Annotated in this window: 13 protein-coding genes; 9 read left to right on the top strand and 4 right to left on the bottom strand. The window is 72.8% G+C overall.

Annotated features, from left to right (window positions below; genetic code table 11):
* Positions 1-2,139 carry a TonB-dependent receptor gene (locus ACLBYE_RS04080; protein ID WP_447693144.1) on the top strand — a complete coding sequence of 713 codons (2,139 nt, stop codon included), beginning with the start codon at positions 1-3 and terminating at the stop codon, positions 2,137-2,139.
* A gap of 79 nt (positions 2,140-2,218) precedes the next feature.
* Here ACLBYE_RS04080 and ACLBYE_RS04075 read toward each other — a convergent pair whose 3' ends face one another.
* Positions 2,219-3,154, bottom strand: coding sequence for a helix-turn-helix domain-containing protein (locus tag ACLBYE_RS04075; RefSeq protein WP_447693143.1), 936 nt, complete (start codon positions 3,152-3,154; stop codon positions 2,219-2,221).
* 223 nt (positions 3,155-3,377) lie between these two features.
* On the opposite strand from ACLBYE_RS04075, the gene ACLBYE_RS04070 reads away from it, so the two are divergent.
* Positions 3,378-4,349, top strand: coding sequence for a bifunctional helix-turn-helix transcriptional regulator/GNAT family N-acetyltransferase (locus tag ACLBYE_RS04070; protein WP_447693142.1), 972 nt, complete (start codon positions 3,378-3,380; stop codon positions 4,347-4,349).
* Between the two features lie 322 nt (positions 4,350-4,671).
* Positions 4,672-6,363 (top strand): methyl-accepting chemotaxis protein, encoded by a 1,692-nt coding sequence (locus tag ACLBYE_RS04065; RefSeq protein WP_447693141.1) that lies wholly within the window; start codon positions 4,672-4,674, stop codon positions 6,361-6,363.
* A 229-nt stretch (positions 6,364-6,592) separates the two neighbouring features.
* Here ACLBYE_RS04065 and ACLBYE_RS04060 read toward each other — a convergent pair whose 3' ends face one another.
* Complete coding sequence (locus tag ACLBYE_RS04060) at positions 6,593-6,865, bottom strand: hypothetical protein (RefSeq protein WP_020094328.1); 273 nt, start codon at positions 6,863-6,865, stop codon at positions 6,593-6,595.
* 319 nt (positions 6,866-7,184) lie between these two features.
* On the opposite strand from ACLBYE_RS04060, the gene ACLBYE_RS04055 reads away from it, so the two are divergent.
* Positions 7,185-9,005, top strand: a complete 1,821-nt coding sequence (locus ACLBYE_RS04055; protein WP_447693140.1) for an amidohydrolase — start codon at positions 7,185-7,187, stop codon at positions 9,003-9,005.
* A 29-nt stretch (positions 9,006-9,034) separates the two neighbouring features.
* Here the strand turns inward: ACLBYE_RS04055 and ACLBYE_RS04050 are convergent, their stop codons facing one another.
* Positions 9,035-9,961 carry a LysR family transcriptional regulator gene (locus ACLBYE_RS04050; RefSeq protein ID WP_447693139.1) on the bottom strand — a complete coding sequence of 309 codons (927 nt, stop codon included), beginning with the start codon at positions 9,959-9,961 and terminating at the stop codon, positions 9,035-9,037.
* Positions 9,962-10,077: 116 nt separating this feature from the next.
* Here ACLBYE_RS04050 and ACLBYE_RS04045 point away from each other — a divergent pair, with 116 nt between their 5' ends.
* The 5 genes from ACLBYE_RS04045 to ACLBYE_RS04025 all read left to right on the top strand — a co-directional run bounded on the left by ACLBYE_RS04045 (position 10,078) and on the right by ACLBYE_RS04025 (position 16,065).
* Positions 10,078-11,403, top strand: coding sequence for a CitMHS family transporter (locus tag ACLBYE_RS04045; protein WP_447693138.1), 1,326 nt, complete (start codon positions 10,078-10,080; stop codon positions 11,401-11,403).
* A 26-nt stretch (positions 11,404-11,429) separates the two neighbouring features.
* A complete protein-coding gene (locus ACLBYE_RS04040) occupies positions 11,430-12,767 on the top strand; it encodes an acyclic terpene utilization AtuA family protein (protein WP_447693137.1) in 1,338 nt (445 codons plus the stop codon).
* 18 nt (positions 12,768-12,785) lie between these two features.
* Positions 12,786-13,124: an AtuA-related protein gene (locus tag ACLBYE_RS04035; protein WP_447693136.1), complete on the top strand. Its 339-nt coding sequence runs from the start codon at positions 12,786-12,788 to the stop codon at positions 13,122-13,124.
* 104 nt (positions 13,125-13,228) lie between these two features.
* A complete protein-coding gene (locus ACLBYE_RS04030; protein WP_020094334.1) occupies positions 13,229-13,516 on the top strand; it encodes a hypothetical protein in 288 nt (95 codons plus the stop codon).
* A 512-nt stretch (positions 13,517-14,028) separates the two neighbouring features.
* Complete coding sequence (locus ACLBYE_RS04025) at positions 14,029-16,065, top strand: TonB-dependent siderophore receptor (protein WP_447693135.1); 2,037 nt, start codon at positions 14,029-14,031, stop codon at positions 16,063-16,065.
* 350 nt (positions 16,066-16,415) lie between these two features.
* On the opposite strand, the gene ACLBYE_RS04020 is transcribed toward ACLBYE_RS04025, so the two are convergent.
* A partial coding sequence (locus ACLBYE_RS04020; protein WP_447693134.1) for an amino acid adenylation domain-containing protein occupies positions 16,416-19,077 on the bottom strand: 2,662 nt, incomplete at its 5' end.

Raw genomic sequence — 19,077 nt, 5'->3', positions numbered from 1 at the left:
GTGACCCAGTTGCTCGCCGCGGGCGGCCTCGTCGTCGCGACCGCCGGGCGCGGCTGGGCGGCGCCGGGTGAGGGCGCCCCGACACCGTCGGCTGTCACCCTGTCCGAGATCTCGGTGGTCCCCGCCACGCCACCGGTCATCCCCGCGACGGACGGGCCCGGCGCCAGCGCCGGCTATGTCGGCGGCGTCACCGGGATCGGCGGCGCCCTGCTGAGCGTCGACGCGGCCAGCGCCGGCCTCATCGGCGGCGCGGTCCTCAACGCCCGCCCGGTCACGCGGCCCGGCGAGGTGCTGGAGGCGGTGCCGGGCCTGATCGTCACCCAGCACAGCGGAGAGGGGAAGGCCAACCAGTACTTCCTGCGCGGCTTCAACCTCGACCACGGGACCGACATCGCCATCAGCGTCGACGGCATGCCGGTCAACATGCGCACCCACGCCCACGGCCAGGGCTATGCCGACCTCAACTTCCTCATCCCCGAACTCGTCGGCGCGGTGGAGTACCACAAGGGGCCGTACTTCGTGCGCGACGGCGACTTCGCCTCCGCGGGCTCGGTGCGCATCGACTATCTCGACACCGTGCGGGAGAACCTCGCGCTGACCTCGATCGGCAGCTTCGGCTACAAGCGGGCCCTGTCGATCGCCTCGGCCCCGCTGGGCGAGGGCACCCTGCTGGTGGCCGGCGAGGCGCAGGTCTACGACGGGCCGTGGGCCGTCCCGGACGCGCTGCGCAAGCTCAACGGCGTCGCCCGCTACAGCCAGGGCACGGCGCTGGACGGGTTCGCGGTCACCGGCATGGCCTACGCGTCCCGCTGGACGGCCACCAACCAGATCCCGGAGCGGGCCGTCGGCGCGGGGCTGATCGGCCGCTACGGCACCCTCAACCCCACGGATGGCGGCGACACCGCCCGCTTCTCGCTGTCGGGGCGGTTCAGCGCGACGGACGACACCGGCATCACCCGGGCCTCGGCCTACGTGATCCGCTACCAGATGAACCTGTTCAACGACTTCACCTACTTCCTCAACGATCCCGTCGGCGGCGACCAGTTCCACCAGCTCGACCAGCGCGTCCTCGGCGGCGGCGAGGTGCTGCACATCTTCCAGGGCGACCTGTTCGGCCGGCCGCTGGAGGTCGAGGTCGGCGCCCAGACGCGGACGGACTCGATCCGCGTCGGCCTGTTCAACGCCGCCTTCCGCCAGTACCGCTCGACCGTGCTCGACGACCGCGTGTTGGAATCGAGCGGCGCCCTCTACCTCGACACGCGGGTGCGCTGGACCGAGTGGCTTCGCACGAGCGTCGGCGTGCGGGCGGACGGCTACTACGCCGACGTCCGCTCGGACACGCCGGCGAACTCGGGACGGGCCACCGACGGCATCGTCAACCCGAAGCTCGGCCTCGTGCTCGGACCGTGGTCCGACACCGAGATCTACGTGAATTACGGCGGCGGCTTCCACTCGAACGACGCGCGCGGCGTCACCGCCACGGTCGATCCCGCGAGCCCCCTGTTCAACATCACCCGGTCGCCCTTCCTGGTGCCCTCCACGGGCTACGAGCTGGGCCTGCGCAACCGGTCGATCGCCGGGCTGGAGACGAGCCTCGCCCTGTTCCGGCTCGATTTCGCCTCGGAGAACATCTTCCAGGGTGATACCGGCACCACGGAGCCGAGCCGCCCGACCCGCCGGTTCGGCGTCGAGTGGACGAACCGCTACGCGGTGACGCCGTGGCTGTCCCTGGACGGGGATCTGACGATCACCAACACCCGGTTCTCCAGCTACGACCCGGCGGGCAACCGGGTGCCGGAGGCCCCCACGACCATCGCGTCGGCGGGCGTGACCTTCGGCGAGCCCCTCGGCTGGTTCGGGAGCCTGCGGGTCCGCTATTTCGGGCCGCGCCCGCTCATCGAGGACAACGCGATCCGCTCCCGGGCGACCGCCCTGCTCAACGGCCGCATCGGCTACCTGTTCGACACCGGGGTGAGCGTCTCGCTGGATGTGCTCAACCTGACGAACAGCAAGTCCGACCAGATCACCTACGCCTACGTCTCGCGCCTTCCGGGCGAGCCCGCCGAGGGGCTGATCGACCGCGTCTTCCACCCGGTGGAGCCCACGGCCGTGCGCCTGACGATCGCCGGGCGGTTCTGACCGCCGGCGCCACGACGACACGCGGGTCCCGACCCCCTCGCGGCGGACCCACGCCGTGACGGACTTCGTCCCGGTCGCGTCAGCCGCCGCTGCGCGAGACCCGGTAGTCGCGCGGGGTCAGGCCGTAGGTTTCCCGGAACGCGCGACTGAGCTGGGCGCCGCTCCCGAAGCCGTAGGCCTCCCCGATCGCGCCGATCGACCGCGGCTCCAGCGGATTGTCGAGGGCGGCCCGCACCGCCGCGAGGCGCTGCCGCGCGCGGTAGCGCGCCACCCCGCCTTCCGGCTCGAACAGGCGGTAGAGCTGGGAGCGCGATATGCCGAGCGCCCGCGCGATCGCGTCGATCCGGGGCGGCGTGTCGAGCTGGCCGCGGATGAGCCGCTTCGCGGCCCTGAGCCGGGCGGCCTCGAGCGGCGCGGCCGCGCGGGCCGCGCCCTCCAGGCTCGGGCGCGCGCAGGCCGCGACCATGTGGAGCGTGGCCTGCGCGATCGGGGCGGCGTCGGTCGCGGTGATCGCGCCGCTATGCGCGGCCAGGCTCCGGATGTGATCGGCGAGCAGGCGGCCGGCACCGCCGGTCAGGATCAGCCCGTGCATCGCGTCCTCGTCCGGCAGCACGGTGGCGATGGAGGCGCGCGGGACGGCCAGGATCAGCGAGTCCGTCTCCGGCACCCGGCTGCGGCGATAGGGCTGCGACAGGTCGTTGAGGCTGACCGCGCCCGCCGGAACCTCCGCCACGCCCCGTTCGGTCTCGACGCTGTAGGCGTGCCGGCTGAGGTGCAGGACGAACCCGTCCTGCCCGTCGCGCCGGATCCGGGCGCGGGACCGGGCGGGCCCCTGCGGTGCGGCGCTCATGACGCGCAGGGCCATCGGGCCGATCAGCGTCGTCTCGATCCGGCCCGTGAAGCCGTGCGGATCGGCATCGAGGTCGTGGGCTGCGAACAGCGCGCGCCACGCGGCGAAGCGGTCGCGCTCCGGCAGGGAATCCGTCGTGAAGAGGGAGCGGGGTACGACGTTCACGGCGGGACCGATGAGCGAGGGTTGGGTGACTTTACCTCACGTTGTGCGGTCGGCCAGTGCCGGCGGGACACAATCTACGATCTGACGCGATCGCTTCCGCGGAGTGACTGGCTGTACTCCTGCCATCGTCCCATCGCGGCAGTGCCGCGACGCGCCGACCTTCGAGCCATCAGGGCTTGCGCGAAATATAACGCGTTATATAAATCGTGCAGGGAGAACCGACATGCCGGCAGACATCCTCGACGAACTCGGACCGCTGTTCCTGGGCAGCCGCCTCAAGCGCCTCGCCGACCGCTTCCAGGCCGACGCCGCCCGGATCCTGCGGGACGAGGGGCTCGGCATCCAGCCGGCCCAGTTCCCACTCCTCGCTGCCATCGACCGCTACGGGCCGCTCACCATCGGCGACGCCGCCGCCGCCCTCGGCGTCAGCCAGCCGGCGGCCACGCGCACGGCGGCGAGCCTCGTCGCGCTCGGCTTGCTCGAAGAGGCGCGGTCGGACGCGGACCTTCGCCAGAAGGCGCTGTCGCTCAGCGGTGCGGGCGAGGCCCTGATGGCGCGCGCCAAGGACGCGCTCTGGCCCCGCGTCGACAGGGCCGTCGCGAGCCTGTGTGCCGGCCTGTCGGGCCCCCTGCTGGACCAGGTCGCCGCGCTGGAGCGCAGGCTCGACGCCGTCCCGTTCGCGGCCCGCATCCGCCAGGACGGCGCGGCCGGCGACGCCGCGACGGGCCTGACGGTCCGGGACTACACCGACGCGCTGGCGGACCGCTTCCGCGACATCAACGCCGAGTGGATCGAGGCGATGTTCGCGCTGGAGGAGAACGACCGCCGGATCCTGTCCGATCCCCGCGGCGAGATCCTGGGCCGCGGCGGGCTCATCCTGTTCGTTGAGTCGGCGGATCTCGGGATCGTCGGCACCTGCGCGCTGATGCGGACGGAGGCGGGCTGCTACGAGCTGACCAAGATGGCCGTGTCCGCGCGGGCCCGGGGCCGCAAGGCCGGCGAGCACCTGCTGCGGGCGGTGCTGGCCCGCGCCGCGGCCATGGAGATCGAGACGCTCTACCTGCTGACCAACACCAAGTGCGCGGCCGCGGTGCACCTGTACGAGAAGGTCGGGTTCCGGCACGACCCGGAGATCATGGACCGGTTCGGCCGGCGCTATGCCCGCTGCAATGTGGCCATGCGCTATCCCCTGTGACGCCGCGCGCCCGACGCGCCGAGGGCGACCCGTTCCCGGTCGTGCCGCCCGGCGCGGCGACGAAGCGCGGATCCCGACCGTGCGCGGGCCCGCGCGGCGCCGCAGCGAGCCGCTCCCATCCGCGGAGGACAGCTGCACGCTCTGCGTCAGATCTCGTTCAGCAGTGACGATGCGTGGACAGACAAAATGATTGGCGTGAAGAGTTCAACTGAAAATTGATTTGGGCGATCTGTTTGTGAGAGCATCAGCAACAGATCCCGTAACGGAATCTTATCGTCGCGCTTCCATCTTGGCGGTGTCGCTCTGGAGCTGCGCTCGGACAATGAAAGCTTGGTTCGCGAAACTCTCGATCCAGCACCGGCTGGTCGGAACACTCGGGCTGCTCATCGTCTGTCTGCTCCTCGTCGGCGGCGTGGGCCTGCACGCCGTCGGCGATCTCGCCGAGGACCAGGTCCGCCTCGGCAACGGCACCCTGCCCAGCGTGCGGTACGCCGGCGAGCTGCGCGGCAACGTGATCGACGTGCGCGTCAGCGTCGTGAACCACATCCTCTATCCCGAGGCCGCCCAGATGCGGGCCGAGGAGGCGGCCCTGTCGAAGAAGACGGAGGCGGTGGCCGCCGCGATGCGCAACTACGCGCCGCTGATCGACGGTCCGAAGGAGCGCGCGCTCTTCGACGTGTTCGACCGGGAATGGAAGAGCTACCTCGCGGCGATCCCCGCCGTGCTGGAGTACTCGCGGACGGGCCGCAAGGATCTGGCGCTGCGCGAGAGCCTCAGCGGCGTCCGCCCCCACATCAAGGCGGCCTCCCAGGCGCTCGAGGAGATCGTGGCGCTCAACAACGCCAGCGGCGAGACGGCGATCGCCCAGGGGGCGGCCGCCGCCTCCGGCGCGAAGCGGCTCATGCTGGCGATCGGCGCCGTCGCCCTCTTGCTCGCGACCGCGCTCGGCGCGCTGATCGTGCGGAGCATCGCCGCCAGTGTCCGCGCGGTGCTGGAACCGATGCGGCGGCTGGCGGCCGGGGACCTCGCGGTCGCGATCCCGCACCAGGGCGAGCGGAACGAGATCGGCCAGATCGCCGACGCCGTGCAGGTCTTCAAGGAATCGGGGATCGAGGCGCGGCGGCTGGCCGCCCTCCAGGCCGAGGCCGACGCCGCCAAGATGCGCCGCGCCGAGCTGCTCGACCGCATCACCCGCGGTTTCGAGCGGGAGGCCGGGGCGCTCACGGACGAGCTGACCGCCGCCGCCGCCGAGATGGAGGCGACCGCCGCCTCGATGACCGAGATCGCCGCGCAGACCAACACCCTCGCGGCGAGCGTCTCGGTCGCCGCCGAGCAGACCTCCGGTAACGTCCAGCAGGTCGCGAGCGCGACCGAGGAGATGGCGGCCTCCGTGCAGGAGATCAGCGGGCAGGTGACCCATTCGGTGGAGATCGCCGCCTCGGCCATCGCCCGCGCGCAGGAGACCGACACCATCATCCGGGAGCTGTCCGACAGCGCCGACCGGATCGGCGCGGCGGCCGGCCTGATCTCGGGCGTGGCGAGCCAGACCAACCTGCTCGCCCTGAACGCCACCATCGAGGCGGCCCGCGCCGGCGAGGCCGGTCGCGGCTTCGCGGTGGTGGCCGCCGAGGTCAAGACGCTGGCCGAGCAGACGGCCCGGGCGACCCAGGAGATCTCCGCCCGGATCGGCGCGATCCAGTCCGCCACGCGGGGCGCGGTGGAGGCGGTCCAGGGCGTGAGCCGCACGATCGACGACATGTCGGGCATCGCCACCCACATCGCCTCGGCGATCGAGGAGCAGGGCGCGGCCACGCGCGAGATCGCGCGGAACGTCCAGGCGGCCGCGCACGGGACCCGGCAGGTCACGGGCCATATCGGATCGGTGCGCGAGGGGGCCGGCGAGACCGGATCGGCCGCGACGCAGGTTCTCGACGCCGCGCGCACCCTCGCGGTCCGGTCCGACGGGCTCAGCCGGGCCGTCCGCGGCTTCCTGGACGAGGTCCGGGCCGCCTAGAGTTGCGCCCGATCGAGGCGCGACGGGGCGACTGTCGAGCCCGTGCCGTCCGCGGTGCGGGCCCCTCTCCCGCACGGCAGAGGGGGCGTGGCGCGGCTGCCCCGACCGGAGCGTCTGTCTTCCGGGTCTGTCTTCCGGACCGGTGCACAACGACCGGGACCGCCGCCCGCGTGGGACCCCGCGAGTCGGCGCGCCGGTCGGCTCGGGGATCGGGCCGCCCCGCCCGCGCTCAGTTGCAGCCGTCGCAGATGCTGCGCTCGATCTTGTTGAGCCGGGCGCGCTCGTGCTCCTGCACGGCGCGCGGCGGCACTTCGCCCGGGCCGAGGGACGTGCCGGGGGGTTTGGTCACGCCGAGGCTGTTGGTGTTCGGCGCCGTGATCGTCGTGGCCGGGCCGCCGCCCGTGCCGGTCTGGTCGGGCGCCAGGCCCTGGGCCGCGAGGGTGGCCGGGACGGCCAGGCTCAGCAGGGCCAGGCCCGCGGAGCGGAAGAGGGTTCGGGTCATCGTACCTCCCGTCGTCGAGCGCGCGTGAAACAGCTTGGCAGTATCCGTCGCCTCCCGAAACCGCCTTCGTCCAGTCGTGAGCCGGATGGCTCCACTATCCACCGTAATCCGACTGGCCGATAGAGTCCCGACTGCGCTCGGAGCGATCGGTTGGCGGGCCGGGTCGGCTGCCGGCCCGGTCGGTCCGATTCGATCGCGCGATCATCGGGCGAAATCTATCCGGTCAGATCTTAGTCGATCGCTAATAAATATTAGCTAAGCATTTACAAGAACGGGATCGGGTCCCGTCGAGAGCGGATCCGGGAGCAGGGAGCCTCGCATGTGCGTCGCGTGTGACTGGGCGCCGCATTTCCAGGCCTTCGGGGGCGGGCGCGCCGTCAATCGGCGCGCGGTGCTGCGGTCGGGCGCGGCCATCACCGCGACGGCGCTCGCGCTGGACCTCGTCCCGACGGGCGCCCGCGCCGAACCGGGGAGCGGCCGCGCGGCCGTCGCGGGGCCCGCCGACGTCGTGTTCCACAACGGCCCCGTCTACACGGTGGCGGGGCCGGCCCCCTGGGCCGAGGCGGTCGCGGTGCGCGGCAACACCATCGTCCATGTCGGTGACGCGGCCGGCGCGATGGCGCTGGCCGGCCCGGCCACGCAGGTGGTGGATCTCCAGGGCCGGCTGCTGATGCCCGGCTTCGTCGAGGGCCACACCCACCCCTTCCTCGGCGCGTTCCTGACGTCCGGGGTCGACCTGCAGCGCGAGAACCTCGCCCAGGTCCTCGCGGCCATCGAGGCCTACGCGAAGGCGCATCCGACCGGGCCGATCCGCGGCTTCGGGTGGCGCGTCGACATGTTTCCCCCGGAGGGCCCCAACCGGGCCGAACTCGACGCCATCCTGCCGGACCGGCCGGCCTTCTTCTTCGCCATCGACGGGCACAGCCTGTGGGCCAATTCCAAGGCGCTGGCGATGGCCGGCGTCGACCGGGACACGCCCGACCCGATCCCGCGCTTCAGCTACTACGCGCGCGACCAGAAGGGCGACCCCACCGGCTACGTGCTCGAGGTCAACGCGGTCCTCGGGCTGGTCAACGCCGTGGAACCCATCAGCGTCGCCGCCATGGGCAGCCTGCTGGAGGGCTGGCTGCCCAAAGCCGCGGCCGCCGGCATCACCACGGTCTTCGACGCGGGCGTCCCGCCCGTCGGCAGCGATCAGGCCGCCATCATCGCGCTCTACGTGGAGGCCGAGAAGCGCGGCACGCTGCCGTTCCGCGTCTCCGCCTCCTACTCGGTGAAGTCGCTGCCGATCGACGACACGGTCGAGCAGTTCAACGCCGTGCGTCGGCAGGTCTCCGGCGAGCTCGTGCACGTCGACATCGTGAAGATCGTCGGCGACGGCTCGCAGGGCGGCTACACGGCGTGGCTGATCGAGCCCTACGCCGACCTGCCCGACTCGACCGGAGGGTCGCCCTTCACCGAGGCGCAGTGGCACGACCTCGTCGGCGCGGTCGACGCGGCGGGCTTCGACGTCCACGTCCACGCCTGCGGCGAGCGGACCGCCCGCGTCGCCCTCGACGCGATCGAGAAGGCGGTCGCGAACAACCCGGCCCGCGACCGGCGGCACGCCATCGCCCACCTGGTCTATGTCGAGGACAGCGACGCGCCCCGCTTCGCCCAGCTCGGCGTGACCGCGCAGTTCTCGGCCAACTGGTCGTCGGCCGACCCCGACACGCTGCAGAACATGATGGCGCGCTACGGCGCGCACCGCGCCAGCCGGATGTACCGGACCAGGACGATCCTGAAGCAGGGCGGGCGGGTCTCCTTCGGCACGGACTGGCCGGCGGCCGGCTACGTCTCGACCTACGCGCCCCTCACGTCGATCCAGGTCGGCGTGACGCGGCAGCTGGTCGGCCGGCCGGACGCGCCCGTGCTGAGCCCCGCCGACGAACGTCTGACGGTCGCGGAGGCGATCCACGCCAACACGATGGGCGCCGCCTACCAGCTCCGCATGGATGACAGGATCGGGTCGGTGGAGGTGGGCAAGCGCGCCGACCTGATCGTCCTCGACCGCAACATCCTGACGATCGATCCGCACGAGATCCACCGGACCAAGGTCGCCCTGACCATGATGGACGGCGTCGTGCGGCACCGGGCCTGAGGACCTGGCCGGACGATCAGGCCGACCGGTCAGGGGCCCGGCGCGGCGCCGGCGGCCGTCCCGCCCGGATCCGCGAGCCGGTCCGCCACCAACCGGCAGAACGCCTCGGCCGCAGGCGGCATCGTCCGCCCGGCCTTCTTGATCAGGCAGACCGGACGCTCGAACAGCGGGTCGTCGATCGGCCGCGAACGGAGCAGGGGCTCGGCCCGGATCTCCCGCGCCGCGCCCGGGAGGATCGTCAGGCCGAGGCCGGCCCGGACCATGCTGACAGCGGTCATCATGTAGGTGGCCTCGCAGGCCACGCGGGGCAGGCGGCCCGAGCCGACGAAGGCGCGGTCGACCACCGCCCGCACGCTCGTGGCCGGGTCCATCAGGATCAGCGGGTGCTCGGCGAGCGCCGCGATCGTGACCCGGGGCAGCGCGCCGATCGGGTGATCGGCGGGATAGATCACGTGCAGGGCGTCGCGCGTCCGGTGCAGGACGCCGATCTCCGGATCGCGGACGTCGCCGCCGACGATGCCGAGATCCGCCTCCTCCTCGCGCACGAGGTCGAGCACCCGCTGCGCGATGACGTCCTTGATCCGAAACGTCACGGCGGGGTGCTCGGCGCGGAAGCGGACGATCGCGTCGGACAGCACGCTCGCCGCGAAGGACGGCAGCGTCGCGACGCGCACGACCCCTTGGCGCCGCGCCGCGAGGTCGCGGGTGTCGACCACCACGGCGTCGAGGTCGCGCAGCACCCGCTCGAACACGGGCAGCAACTCGCGGCCGAGCCGCGTCGGCGCGACGGTGCGGCTGGTCCGGTCGAGGAGCCGCGCGTCGAGCATCTCCTCCAGGCGCTGGATCTGAACCGTCAGGGCGGGCTGCGACAGGTTCAGCAGGGCGGCCGCGCGGGTGAAGCTGCCGACCTGGACGACGGACACGAAGGCCCGCACCTGCCGCAGATTGAGATCCATAATCTCAGGCTATCGCTGCGATCCGATCTTTTCAATTGTGTCATGAAGCTTCCCGCCGTTTCCTGACCCGATACAGGCGCGGATCCGAACCGCGCCGACGCCAACGGGAGGAACGGATGCTGGCCCTGCTCGGCCTGTGCACGATCGCGCTGCTGCTCGCCGTCATCCTGACCAAGCGGATGTCGCCCCTCGTGGCGCTGATCGTCATCCCGGTCGCGGCCGCCCTGATCGGCGGGTTCGGGTTCGACACCGGCAAGTTCGTCCTCGCGGGCCTGCAGAGCCTCGCGGGCGTCGTCGGCATGTTCGTGTTCGCGATCCTGTTCTTCGGCATCGTCAGCGATGCCGGGATGCTCGACCCGATCATCGACCGGATCCTCGCCCGGGTCGGCACCCGCCCCACCCGGATCGTGCCCGGCACCACCCTGCTGGCGCTGCTGATCCACCTCGACGGGTCGGGCGCGGTGACCTTCCTGATCACCATCCCGGCGATGCTGCCGCTCTACGACCGCGTCGGCATCGACCGGCGCGTCCTGGCCTGCGCCGCCTCGATGGCGGCGGGCGTGAATTTCCTGCCCTGGACCGGGCCGATGATCCGCGCCTCCGCCGCCCTCAAGCTGCCGATCCCCGAGATCTTCTCGCCCCTCGTGCCGGTACAGGCGGTCGGGCTCGTGTTCATCTTCGCCGCCTCGTACTGGCTCGGCCTGCGGGAGGAGCGCCGCCTGGCCCTCGTCCCCGGGGCGGCGGGGTCCGCGGGGGCCGCGCCCGGCCCGGCCACGACCGCCCGGACCCTCAGCGACGCGGAGCGGGCCCTGCGCCGGCCCGACCGCTTCTGGATCAACATCGTCCTCACGGCCGCGGTCCTCGGGACGATGGTGTTCCTGGCCGAGAAGGTGCCGCCGGCGCTGATGTTCATGCTCGGCACGGCGCTCGCGCTGGTCATCAACTACCCGCAGGTCGACGCCCAGCGGCAGCGCGTCGACGCGCACGCCAGGGCCGCGATCCTGATGGCCTCGATCCTCCTCGCCGCCGGCGTGTTCACCGGGATCATGCAGGGCACCGGCATGCTCAGGGCCATGGCCCAGACGGCCGTCACCTTCGTGCCCCCCGAGATGGGGCGCCACATCCCGTTCGGGCTCGGCCTCGTGTCGATGCCCCTGTCGATGCTCTTCGACCCGGACTCGTTCTACTTCGGCGTCCTGCCGGTGGTGGCGGAGGTGGCCCACCAGCTCGGCGTCCCGCCGGTGCAGGTCGCCCAGGGGGCGCTGCTCGGCCAGATGACGACGGGCTTCCCCGTCAGCCCGCTGACGCCCGCGACCTTCCTGGTCTGCGGCCTGACCGGGATCGACCTCGCCGACCACCAGAGATTCACCTTCCCGTTCCTGCTGGCGGCCTCGGTGGTGATGACCCTCGCCTGCGTCGTCCTCGGCGTCTTCCCCCTCTGAACCCCTCTGACAGCGGAGAGCGCGCCATGAGAACCGTCCGCCTCGGCGCCGGCGCCGGCTATGCCGGGGACCGCATCGAGCCCGCCGTCGAACTCGCCGAGCGCGGCGACCTCGACTACCTCGTGTTCGAGTGCCTCGCCGAGCGCACCATCGCGCTGGCGCAGCAGGCGAGGCTGCGCGACCCCGAGGGCGGCTACGATCCGCTGCTGGAGGCGCGCCTGCGAGCCGTGCTCGGGCCGTGCCGGGCCCGCGGCATCCGCATCGTCACCAATATGGGCGCGGCCAACCCGGTCGCCGCCGCCCGGAAGGCCGGGGCGCTCGCGCGGGAGCTGGGCCTCGCCGGCCTGCGGATCGCCGCGGTGACCGGCGACGACCTGCTCGACGCGGTGCGGGCCGGGGACTTCGTCCTGGAGGAGAGCGGCGAGCCGGTCGCCGGCCTCGGTAACCGCGTCGTCTCGGCGAACGCCTATCTCGGCGCGGCGCCGATCGTGGCCGCCCTCGCGGACGGCGCCGACGTGGTCATCACCGGCCGCGTCGGCGATCCGGCCCTGTTCCTGGCCCCCCTGGTGCACGCCTTCGGCTGGGCGATGGACGACTGGGAGCGCCTGGGCCGCGGCACCCTCGCGGGCCACCTCCTCGAATGCGCCGGCCAGATCACCGGCGGCTACTTCGCCGATCCGGGCTGCAAGGACGTTCCCGACCTCGCGCGCCTCGGCTTCCCCATCGGGATCGTGGCCGAGGACGGCACGGTCGAGATCACGAAGGTCGCGGGCTCGGGCGGCCGGATCAGCCTCGCCACCTGCAAGGAGCAGCTGCTCTACGAGGTGCACGACCCGGCGCGCTACATCCAGCCGGACGTGGTCGGCGACTTCTCCGAGGTCGAGATGGAGCAGGTCGGCCCCGACCGCGTCCGGGTGCGCGGCGCGACCGGCGCGCCGGCGACGGGCCTCCTGAAGGTCTCGGTCGGGTACGTGGATTCCTATATCGGCGAGGGGCAGATCTCCTACGCCGGGCCCGGCGCGCTGGCCCGCGGCCGGCTCGCCCTGTCGGTGGTGCGCGAGCGCCTCGCCCTCACCGGCGTGGCGACGACCGAGCTGCGCTGCGACCTGATCGGCGTCGACGCGCTCCACGGCGCGGCGCTGTCGGGCGGGCGGGAGCCCTACGAGGTCCGCCTGCGGGTCGCCGGGCGGACCGAGACCCACGCCGAGGCCGTGCGGATCGGCAACGAGGTCGAGACGCTCTACACCAACGGCCCGGCCGGCGGCGGCGGCGCCTGGAAATCGGCCCGCGAGGTGGTAGCGGTGCAGTCGGTCCTCGTCCCGGCCGCCCTCGCCCGGCCGCGCGTGCACGTCGTCGAAGCCTGAGAGCCGGGAGACCCGAGGATGAAGCTGCGCGCGCTCGCCCATGTCCGCACGGGCGACAAGGGCAACACGTCGAACATCGCGCTGATCGCCTACGACGCGGCCGATTACGAGCACCTCGCGACGCACGTCACGGCCGAGCGGGTGCGGGCGCATTTCCGCGGGATCGTGGCCGGCGACGTGACCCGCTACGCGCTGCCGAAGCTCGGGGCGCTGAACTTCGTGCTCACGGGGGCGCTCGGCGGCGGCGTCACCCGCTCCCTGGCCCTCGACGCGCACGGCAAGGGCCTCGGCGCCGCGCTCCTCGATCTGGACATCCCGGACCTCGTCGCCGGCCGAGCCGCACGGGGAAGCCCGTGACGGTGAGGGTCGAGGCCGCCGGGGCATGATCGCGATCCGGGTTCGAACCAGAGGCCGTCCATGACCGTTGACGGTCGTTCAGCGTGACCGTTCGAAGAGCCCAGATGGACCGCCCCCGCCGCGTCGGACTGCCCTGGTACACCCCGGAGCAGTACCCAGCCCTGCGCACCAGCCTCGCGGACGGCGCCAAGCTGCCTCCCGACTACGAGACCTGGCGCGTCGCCACGGAGCAGATGGAACGGGAGGTGCAGCGCAGCGGCGTCGAGGTCGTGCGCGTGCCGGTCGAGCCGGAGATCTTCGCGGCGTGGTGCGAGCGCGCCGGGCTCCCGCGCGACGCCGCGGCGCGCGCCCGGTACGCGGCCGCCGCGCTGGCTGCGGACTGGGCCGTCTGAGAGCGGGCGCCCGCGCCCGCGTCACCGATCGCGTCGATCCCGCCATCCCTGGCGGCTTGTCCTGCGAGGACTAGCACATCGCAGTAGAGCGGTTGTGCGCAGCTCTCTTCCGCCGATCTCGCGCGACTCGTCCCGACGGGGCGGGCCGGGGAAATCTCGCAAATTAGAATTATTACATGTTGATTTTGTCTCTGATCTGCAACTGAACTGCCGTTATAGGCTCACCGGCGGGCTTGACCTATTGCGTTCCTGTGCAGCGGCCGCGCAGATGGAGGTCTCGCAGCCGAATCCGATCGCGGCGGCTGCAGCGCCTAAGAGTTGCCTGCATGTGCGTCGATTTCGCTCCCGCTCCGTCCGATCGACCACAGAAGCGCCTCCCGTATTGGGGGCCGCTCCTGCTGTCGGCGGCCGTCGGTATCTCGTTGCCCGCCGACGAATTGGCCGCGCAGCCGGTGAGCGGCGGGCAGTCTGCTGTCACCCTCGACGAGATCCAGGTTGTCGGACAGGGAGGATTGTCGCCCAACACGGCGACCGGGCCGGTCAACGGTTACGTCGCCAAGGCGAGCGCGTCCGGCACGAAGACGGACACGCCGATCATCGAGACGCCGCAGACGATCAACGTCGTGGGGGCCCGTCAGATTCGCGACGAGGGGGCCTCGACGCTGGCCGAGGCCCTGGCCTACACGCCCGGCCTGAGCAGCCAGGCCGTGGGCGGCTTCGCCAAGGTCTCCGACGGTTTCACGATCCGCGGCTTCACCGTCGAGGCGGGCAACTCGGGGCTGCTGCGCGACGGCCTGAAGCTGCAATCGGGCGTCTATGACGGGACGCAGGAGCCCTACGGGCTGGAGCGCCTGGAGGTTCTCAAGGGCGCGGCATCGATCCTGTACGGCCAGCTCTCGCCCGGCGGCATCGTCAACGCCGTCAGCAAGCATCCGCTCCAGACGCCGTTCAACGAGATGAACGTCAGCTTCGGCCAGTACAATCGCAAGGAAGTGTCGGGCGATTTCACCGGACCGCTCACCGACGACGGCGCGTGGTCGTACCGGCTGACCGGGCTGATCCGCAACAGCGACAGCTATCTCGCGTACACGCCCGACGACAAGCGCTACATCGCGCCCGCGATCACGTGGCGGCCGTCGACGGCGACCTCCGTCACGCTGCTCGGCTACTATCAGGAGATCCACACGCGCTTCCAGCCGCCGCTCTCGGCGGTCGGCACGCTGCTGCCCAACGGCCGGTTCCCCCGCTTCGCCATCGACCGGTTCTACGGCGAGCCCGCCTTCGACCGGTACGATTCCCGCTCGGGCGCGATCGGCTACCAGATCGACCACGCCTTCTCGGACTCGGTCCGGCTGCGCCACGCCCTGCGCTACTACCAGTCGGGGGTCGACTGGGACTACCTGCTCCCGAACGGGCTGCTGGCGAACCGGCAGGTCGCGACGCGCGGCATCAGCATGCGCAACGAGAACGCGACGGGCGTGGCGTCGGACACCTCGCTCGAGACGAAGTTCGTCATCGGCCCGACCGCGCACACGCTGCTGACCGGCATCGACTACTACCGCAGCTTCCTGAACTCGGAGCGCTACACCAACGGCACCGTCGGCAATCTGAACGTCTACGCCCCGGTCTACGGCCTGACCTACCCGCGGATCAATTACGCGATCAACACCGGCTCGAAGAGCCTGCTCGACCAAGTCGGTATCTACGTCCAGGATCAGGTCAGGTTCGACCGCTTCGTCTTCCTGGCCGGCGGCCGGCAGGACTTCGCGCGCACGCAGGTCCTCACCTACCGCACCGGCACGCAGCTCGATCAGAACGACAGCGCCTTCAGCGGGCGGCTCGGCCTGCTCTATCTCGGCGATTATGGGCTGGCGCCCTACGTCTCCTACAGCCAGTCCTTCCAGACCTTCGCGGTCACCGACCGGAACGGCAATCCCTTCCAGCCGTCGCTCGGCGAGCAGTACGAGGGCGGTCTGCGCTGGGAGGTCCCGGGCGCCGATACCCTGCTCAGCGCCGCGTTCTACCGGATCAACCAGACGAACGCGCTGGTGGCGGACCCGGTCAACCCGGTCTTCAGCACGCAGGCCGGGCAGGTCCGCTCGCAGGGCTTCGAGGCCGAGGCGCGGACGAATTTCGGCCCGCTGGAGGCGGTCGCCTCCTACTCGTACACCGATGCCCGGCAGACGCGGACCACGGTCGCGGCGAACTTCAACCAGCGCCTCGACCTCGTCCCCTACAACCAGGCCGGCGTGTTCGGCACCTACGACATGGGCATGTTCGGGATCCCGGGCCTGCGGCTCGGCGGCGGCGTGCGCTACGTCGGCAGCTCGAACATCTCGGGCGCGACCTTCGACTCGCGCGCGGCGACCCTGTTCGACCTCGTGGCGCTCTACGATTTCGGCGTCGCCGACCCGAGCCTTAAGGGGTGGCGCGCCCAGATCAACGCCCGCAACGTCCTCGACCATTCCTACGTCACCTGCGTCACGGTGAATGGCTGCCGGTACAGCGAGCCGCGCAACGTGTTCGGGACGCTCACATACCGGTGGTGAGCGTCTCGCCGGCGGCCGCCCCCACGCTGGGCGGCGGGTCCGGACGCGGCGGGACCGCGCCCGGGCATCCGCGTCGGACGGCCGCCGTGACCCCGCCACCGTGACCCTGCCACCGTGACCTTGCCACCGTGACCCCGCCAGCGTCGGCCCGGGCCGGACCGGCGCGCGGTCCCTGATCCGACGCGCCCCTGCGCCCGCCGCGGACCGGGAGCGCCGCGCGCTCCGGGTCCCCGCGGCCGCCGCGGCCCCTCGTTCCGCGCGCGGGAGAAGACGCCCGCGCCGAATGCTGCGTCGGAGGCGCCGTCCTGTCGGGATCGACGCGGGCCCTCGCGGAAGGGCCCGCGCCCGGATCAGGTTTCGGCCGCGTCGAGGGCCTCGGCGAACGCGTCCTGGAACGCGGTGCTCCGGAGGATGTCCAGGTGCCGCGCGCCGGGAATGATCCTCAGGTCCGCGACCGGCGCCAGCGCGCTCCAGTCGCGCAGGCGCTCCGGTCGCGTCAGCGAATCCGCGGCCTGGAAGACGTGCACGGGCCGCGCCAGCGGCGCGAAGGCGTGGCGCTTGGCCCGTACGCGCTTGTCCAGGAGGGCCCACAGCTCGAACTCGCGCGCCGTCAGGTCGGGCCCGTCCGCGGGCAGTTCCGGGTTGTCGACGAGGTAGGCGTCGAGCGCCTCCCGCTCGTCCGCGTCCATGCGGGCGATCAGCCCGCGCCACTGCTCGGCCATCCGCGAGCCGTCCAGCCAGTCCGCGCGGCGCCGCGCGGCCAGCGCCCGCGCGTCCGCGTCCAGCGCCCGCGGCGCCGCGAAGGGCACCGACTCGAACACGTCCACGAGGCCCAGGAAGTCGACGCGCACGCGCCCGTCGAGACGGCGCGCGGTCTCGTAGGCGAGGTCGCCGCCGGACGACCAGCCGACCAGCGCGCACCGGCCGCCCGGCGCGTGCGCGGCGATGCACTCCGCGTAGGCGCCGCTCAGCGCGGGCACGTCGTACCCCTGCCAGCGCGCCTCCGTGTAGACGTGGCTGACGAAGCCGTGCACCGGCCGCTCCGGGCCGAGCCGCGCGGCCAGCGCGGCGAACTCGGTCGCGTTGGCGATCAGGCCGGGGACGCAGAAGAGCGGAATCCGTCCGCCCTCGCGGCGGAGATGGACGATCTCCGGCCCGCGCGGAGCCGCCGGCGCGACGCGTTCGGCGAGGTCGGCGAGGCTCTTCGCGCCGAGGATCTGGGCGAGGGTGAGGGTCTTGCCCCCCGCGACGCCCTGCCGGCGGATGCGCGCGAGCATCTTCAGGCTCAGGATCGAGTCGCCGCCGAGGTCGGCGAAGGCGTCGTGGCGGCCGATCGCGGACGGATCCAGGCCGAGGAGGTCGGCCCAGAGGGCGGCGAGCGCCCGCTCCGTCCCGTCCCGGGGCGGATCCTTCCCGTCCGTTCCGCGCGCCGCCTCCAGCGACGCCAGGGCGCGCCGGTCGAGCTTCCCGTTGGGTGTCAGGGGCAGCGCGTCGAGCCGGGTCAGGCTCGTCGGCACGAGGGCCGGCGGCAGGCGCTCGGCGAGTCGGGCACCGAGCGCGGCGAGGTCGAGGTCCGGGTCGGCCACGACGTAGCCGGCGAGGCGCGGGCCCTCCGTCCCGTCAGCCTCCGGTTCGGCGAGCGCGATGACAGCAGCGTCGCGGATTCCCGGAAGGTCGCGCAGGGCCGCGGCCGCCTCGCCGGGCTCGACACGGTGGCCCCGGATCTTCACCTGGTCGTCGGCCCGGCCCACGAAGGCGAGGCTGCCGTCGCGGAGAAGCCGGACACGGTCGCCGGTCCGATAGAGGCGCGCCCCGGGGCCGGCGTGCGGGTCCGGGACGAACCGCTCGGCGGTGAGGCCGGGCCGGTCGAGATAGCCCCGCGCGACCTGCGGCCCGCCGAGGTAGAGCTCCCCCGTCGCGCCCGGCGGCACCGGTGCGAGGAATCCGTCGAGCACGCGCGCGCGGACGCCCGGGAGCGGCGTCCCGATGGGCACGCCGCCGGCCCAGCGTCCGGCGCCGTCCTCCGGGCCGAGATCACCGCCCCGGTGCTCCGCCCCCGCGCGGACCTCCTGGCACAGCGCGCCGACCGTCGCCTCGGTCGGCCCGTAATGGTTGACCACCCGGCAGCCGGGCTTCAGCGCGGCGATCCGGTCGACGAGGGGCCAGCGCAGCGCCTCGCCGCCGAGGATGAGCAGCCGTTCGGGCAGCGCGGCGGCGGGGTCGGCCGCCTGGAGCAGGGCGCCGAGGTGGCTCGGCGCGATCTTCAGGGCGTCGACCCTCCGGCCCCCGGCCGCGCCCCCCCCCCCCCCCCCGGGCGGGGGGGCGGGGGGGGGGGGGGGGGGGGGGGGGGGGAGGTCGAGTTCCGAGCCGCCGGCCAGCGCGCCGAACAGCACGGTGTTGCCCAGGTCGGCCGCCACGGTCGAGGCCATCGCGACGCGGCCGCCGGCGGGCAGGCCGACGCGCGCGAGCATCCCGGCCACGTACTGCGCGAGGCCGCCGCGGGTCACGACGACCCCCTTGGGCCGGCCCGTGGAACCCGAGGTGTAGAGGATGTAGGCCGCCGCGTCGGGATGCGGCGGCGCGGCCGCGAAGGGCGGGGCCGCCGCGTCCGCGGCCGGGTCGAAGCGCGCCGCGAGCACCGGCCGGTCGGGCCGGTCGCCCGGAACCGGTTCGCCCAGGACGAGGCAGGCCCCGCTCTCGGCCACGAGGTCGGCCCGGCGGGCGGCCGGCAGGCCGGGATCGATCGGCACGTAGGCGGCGCCGGTCTTGAGGATCGCCAGGAGGCCGAGCACCCATTCGGGGCCGCGGCCGAGATGGAGGGCGACCCGCGTCTCCGGCCCCGCCCCATCCGCGGCCAGCCGCGCGGCGAGGCGGTCCGAGGCGGCATCCAGCTCGGCCCGGCTGTGGGAACGCCGGCCCTGCCGCAGGGCGGGCGCCTCCGGCGCCTCGGCCGCGCGGGCGCGCCAGGCCGCGACCACGTCGAGCGCGGCCGGATCCGTCGCCGCGGCCGCG

It is taken from the genome of Methylobacterium sp. A52T, from assembly GCF_053346095.1.
Note: the sequence above shows the minus strand (reverse complement) of the source record. Positions and strands in the feature narration are given on the sequence as shown.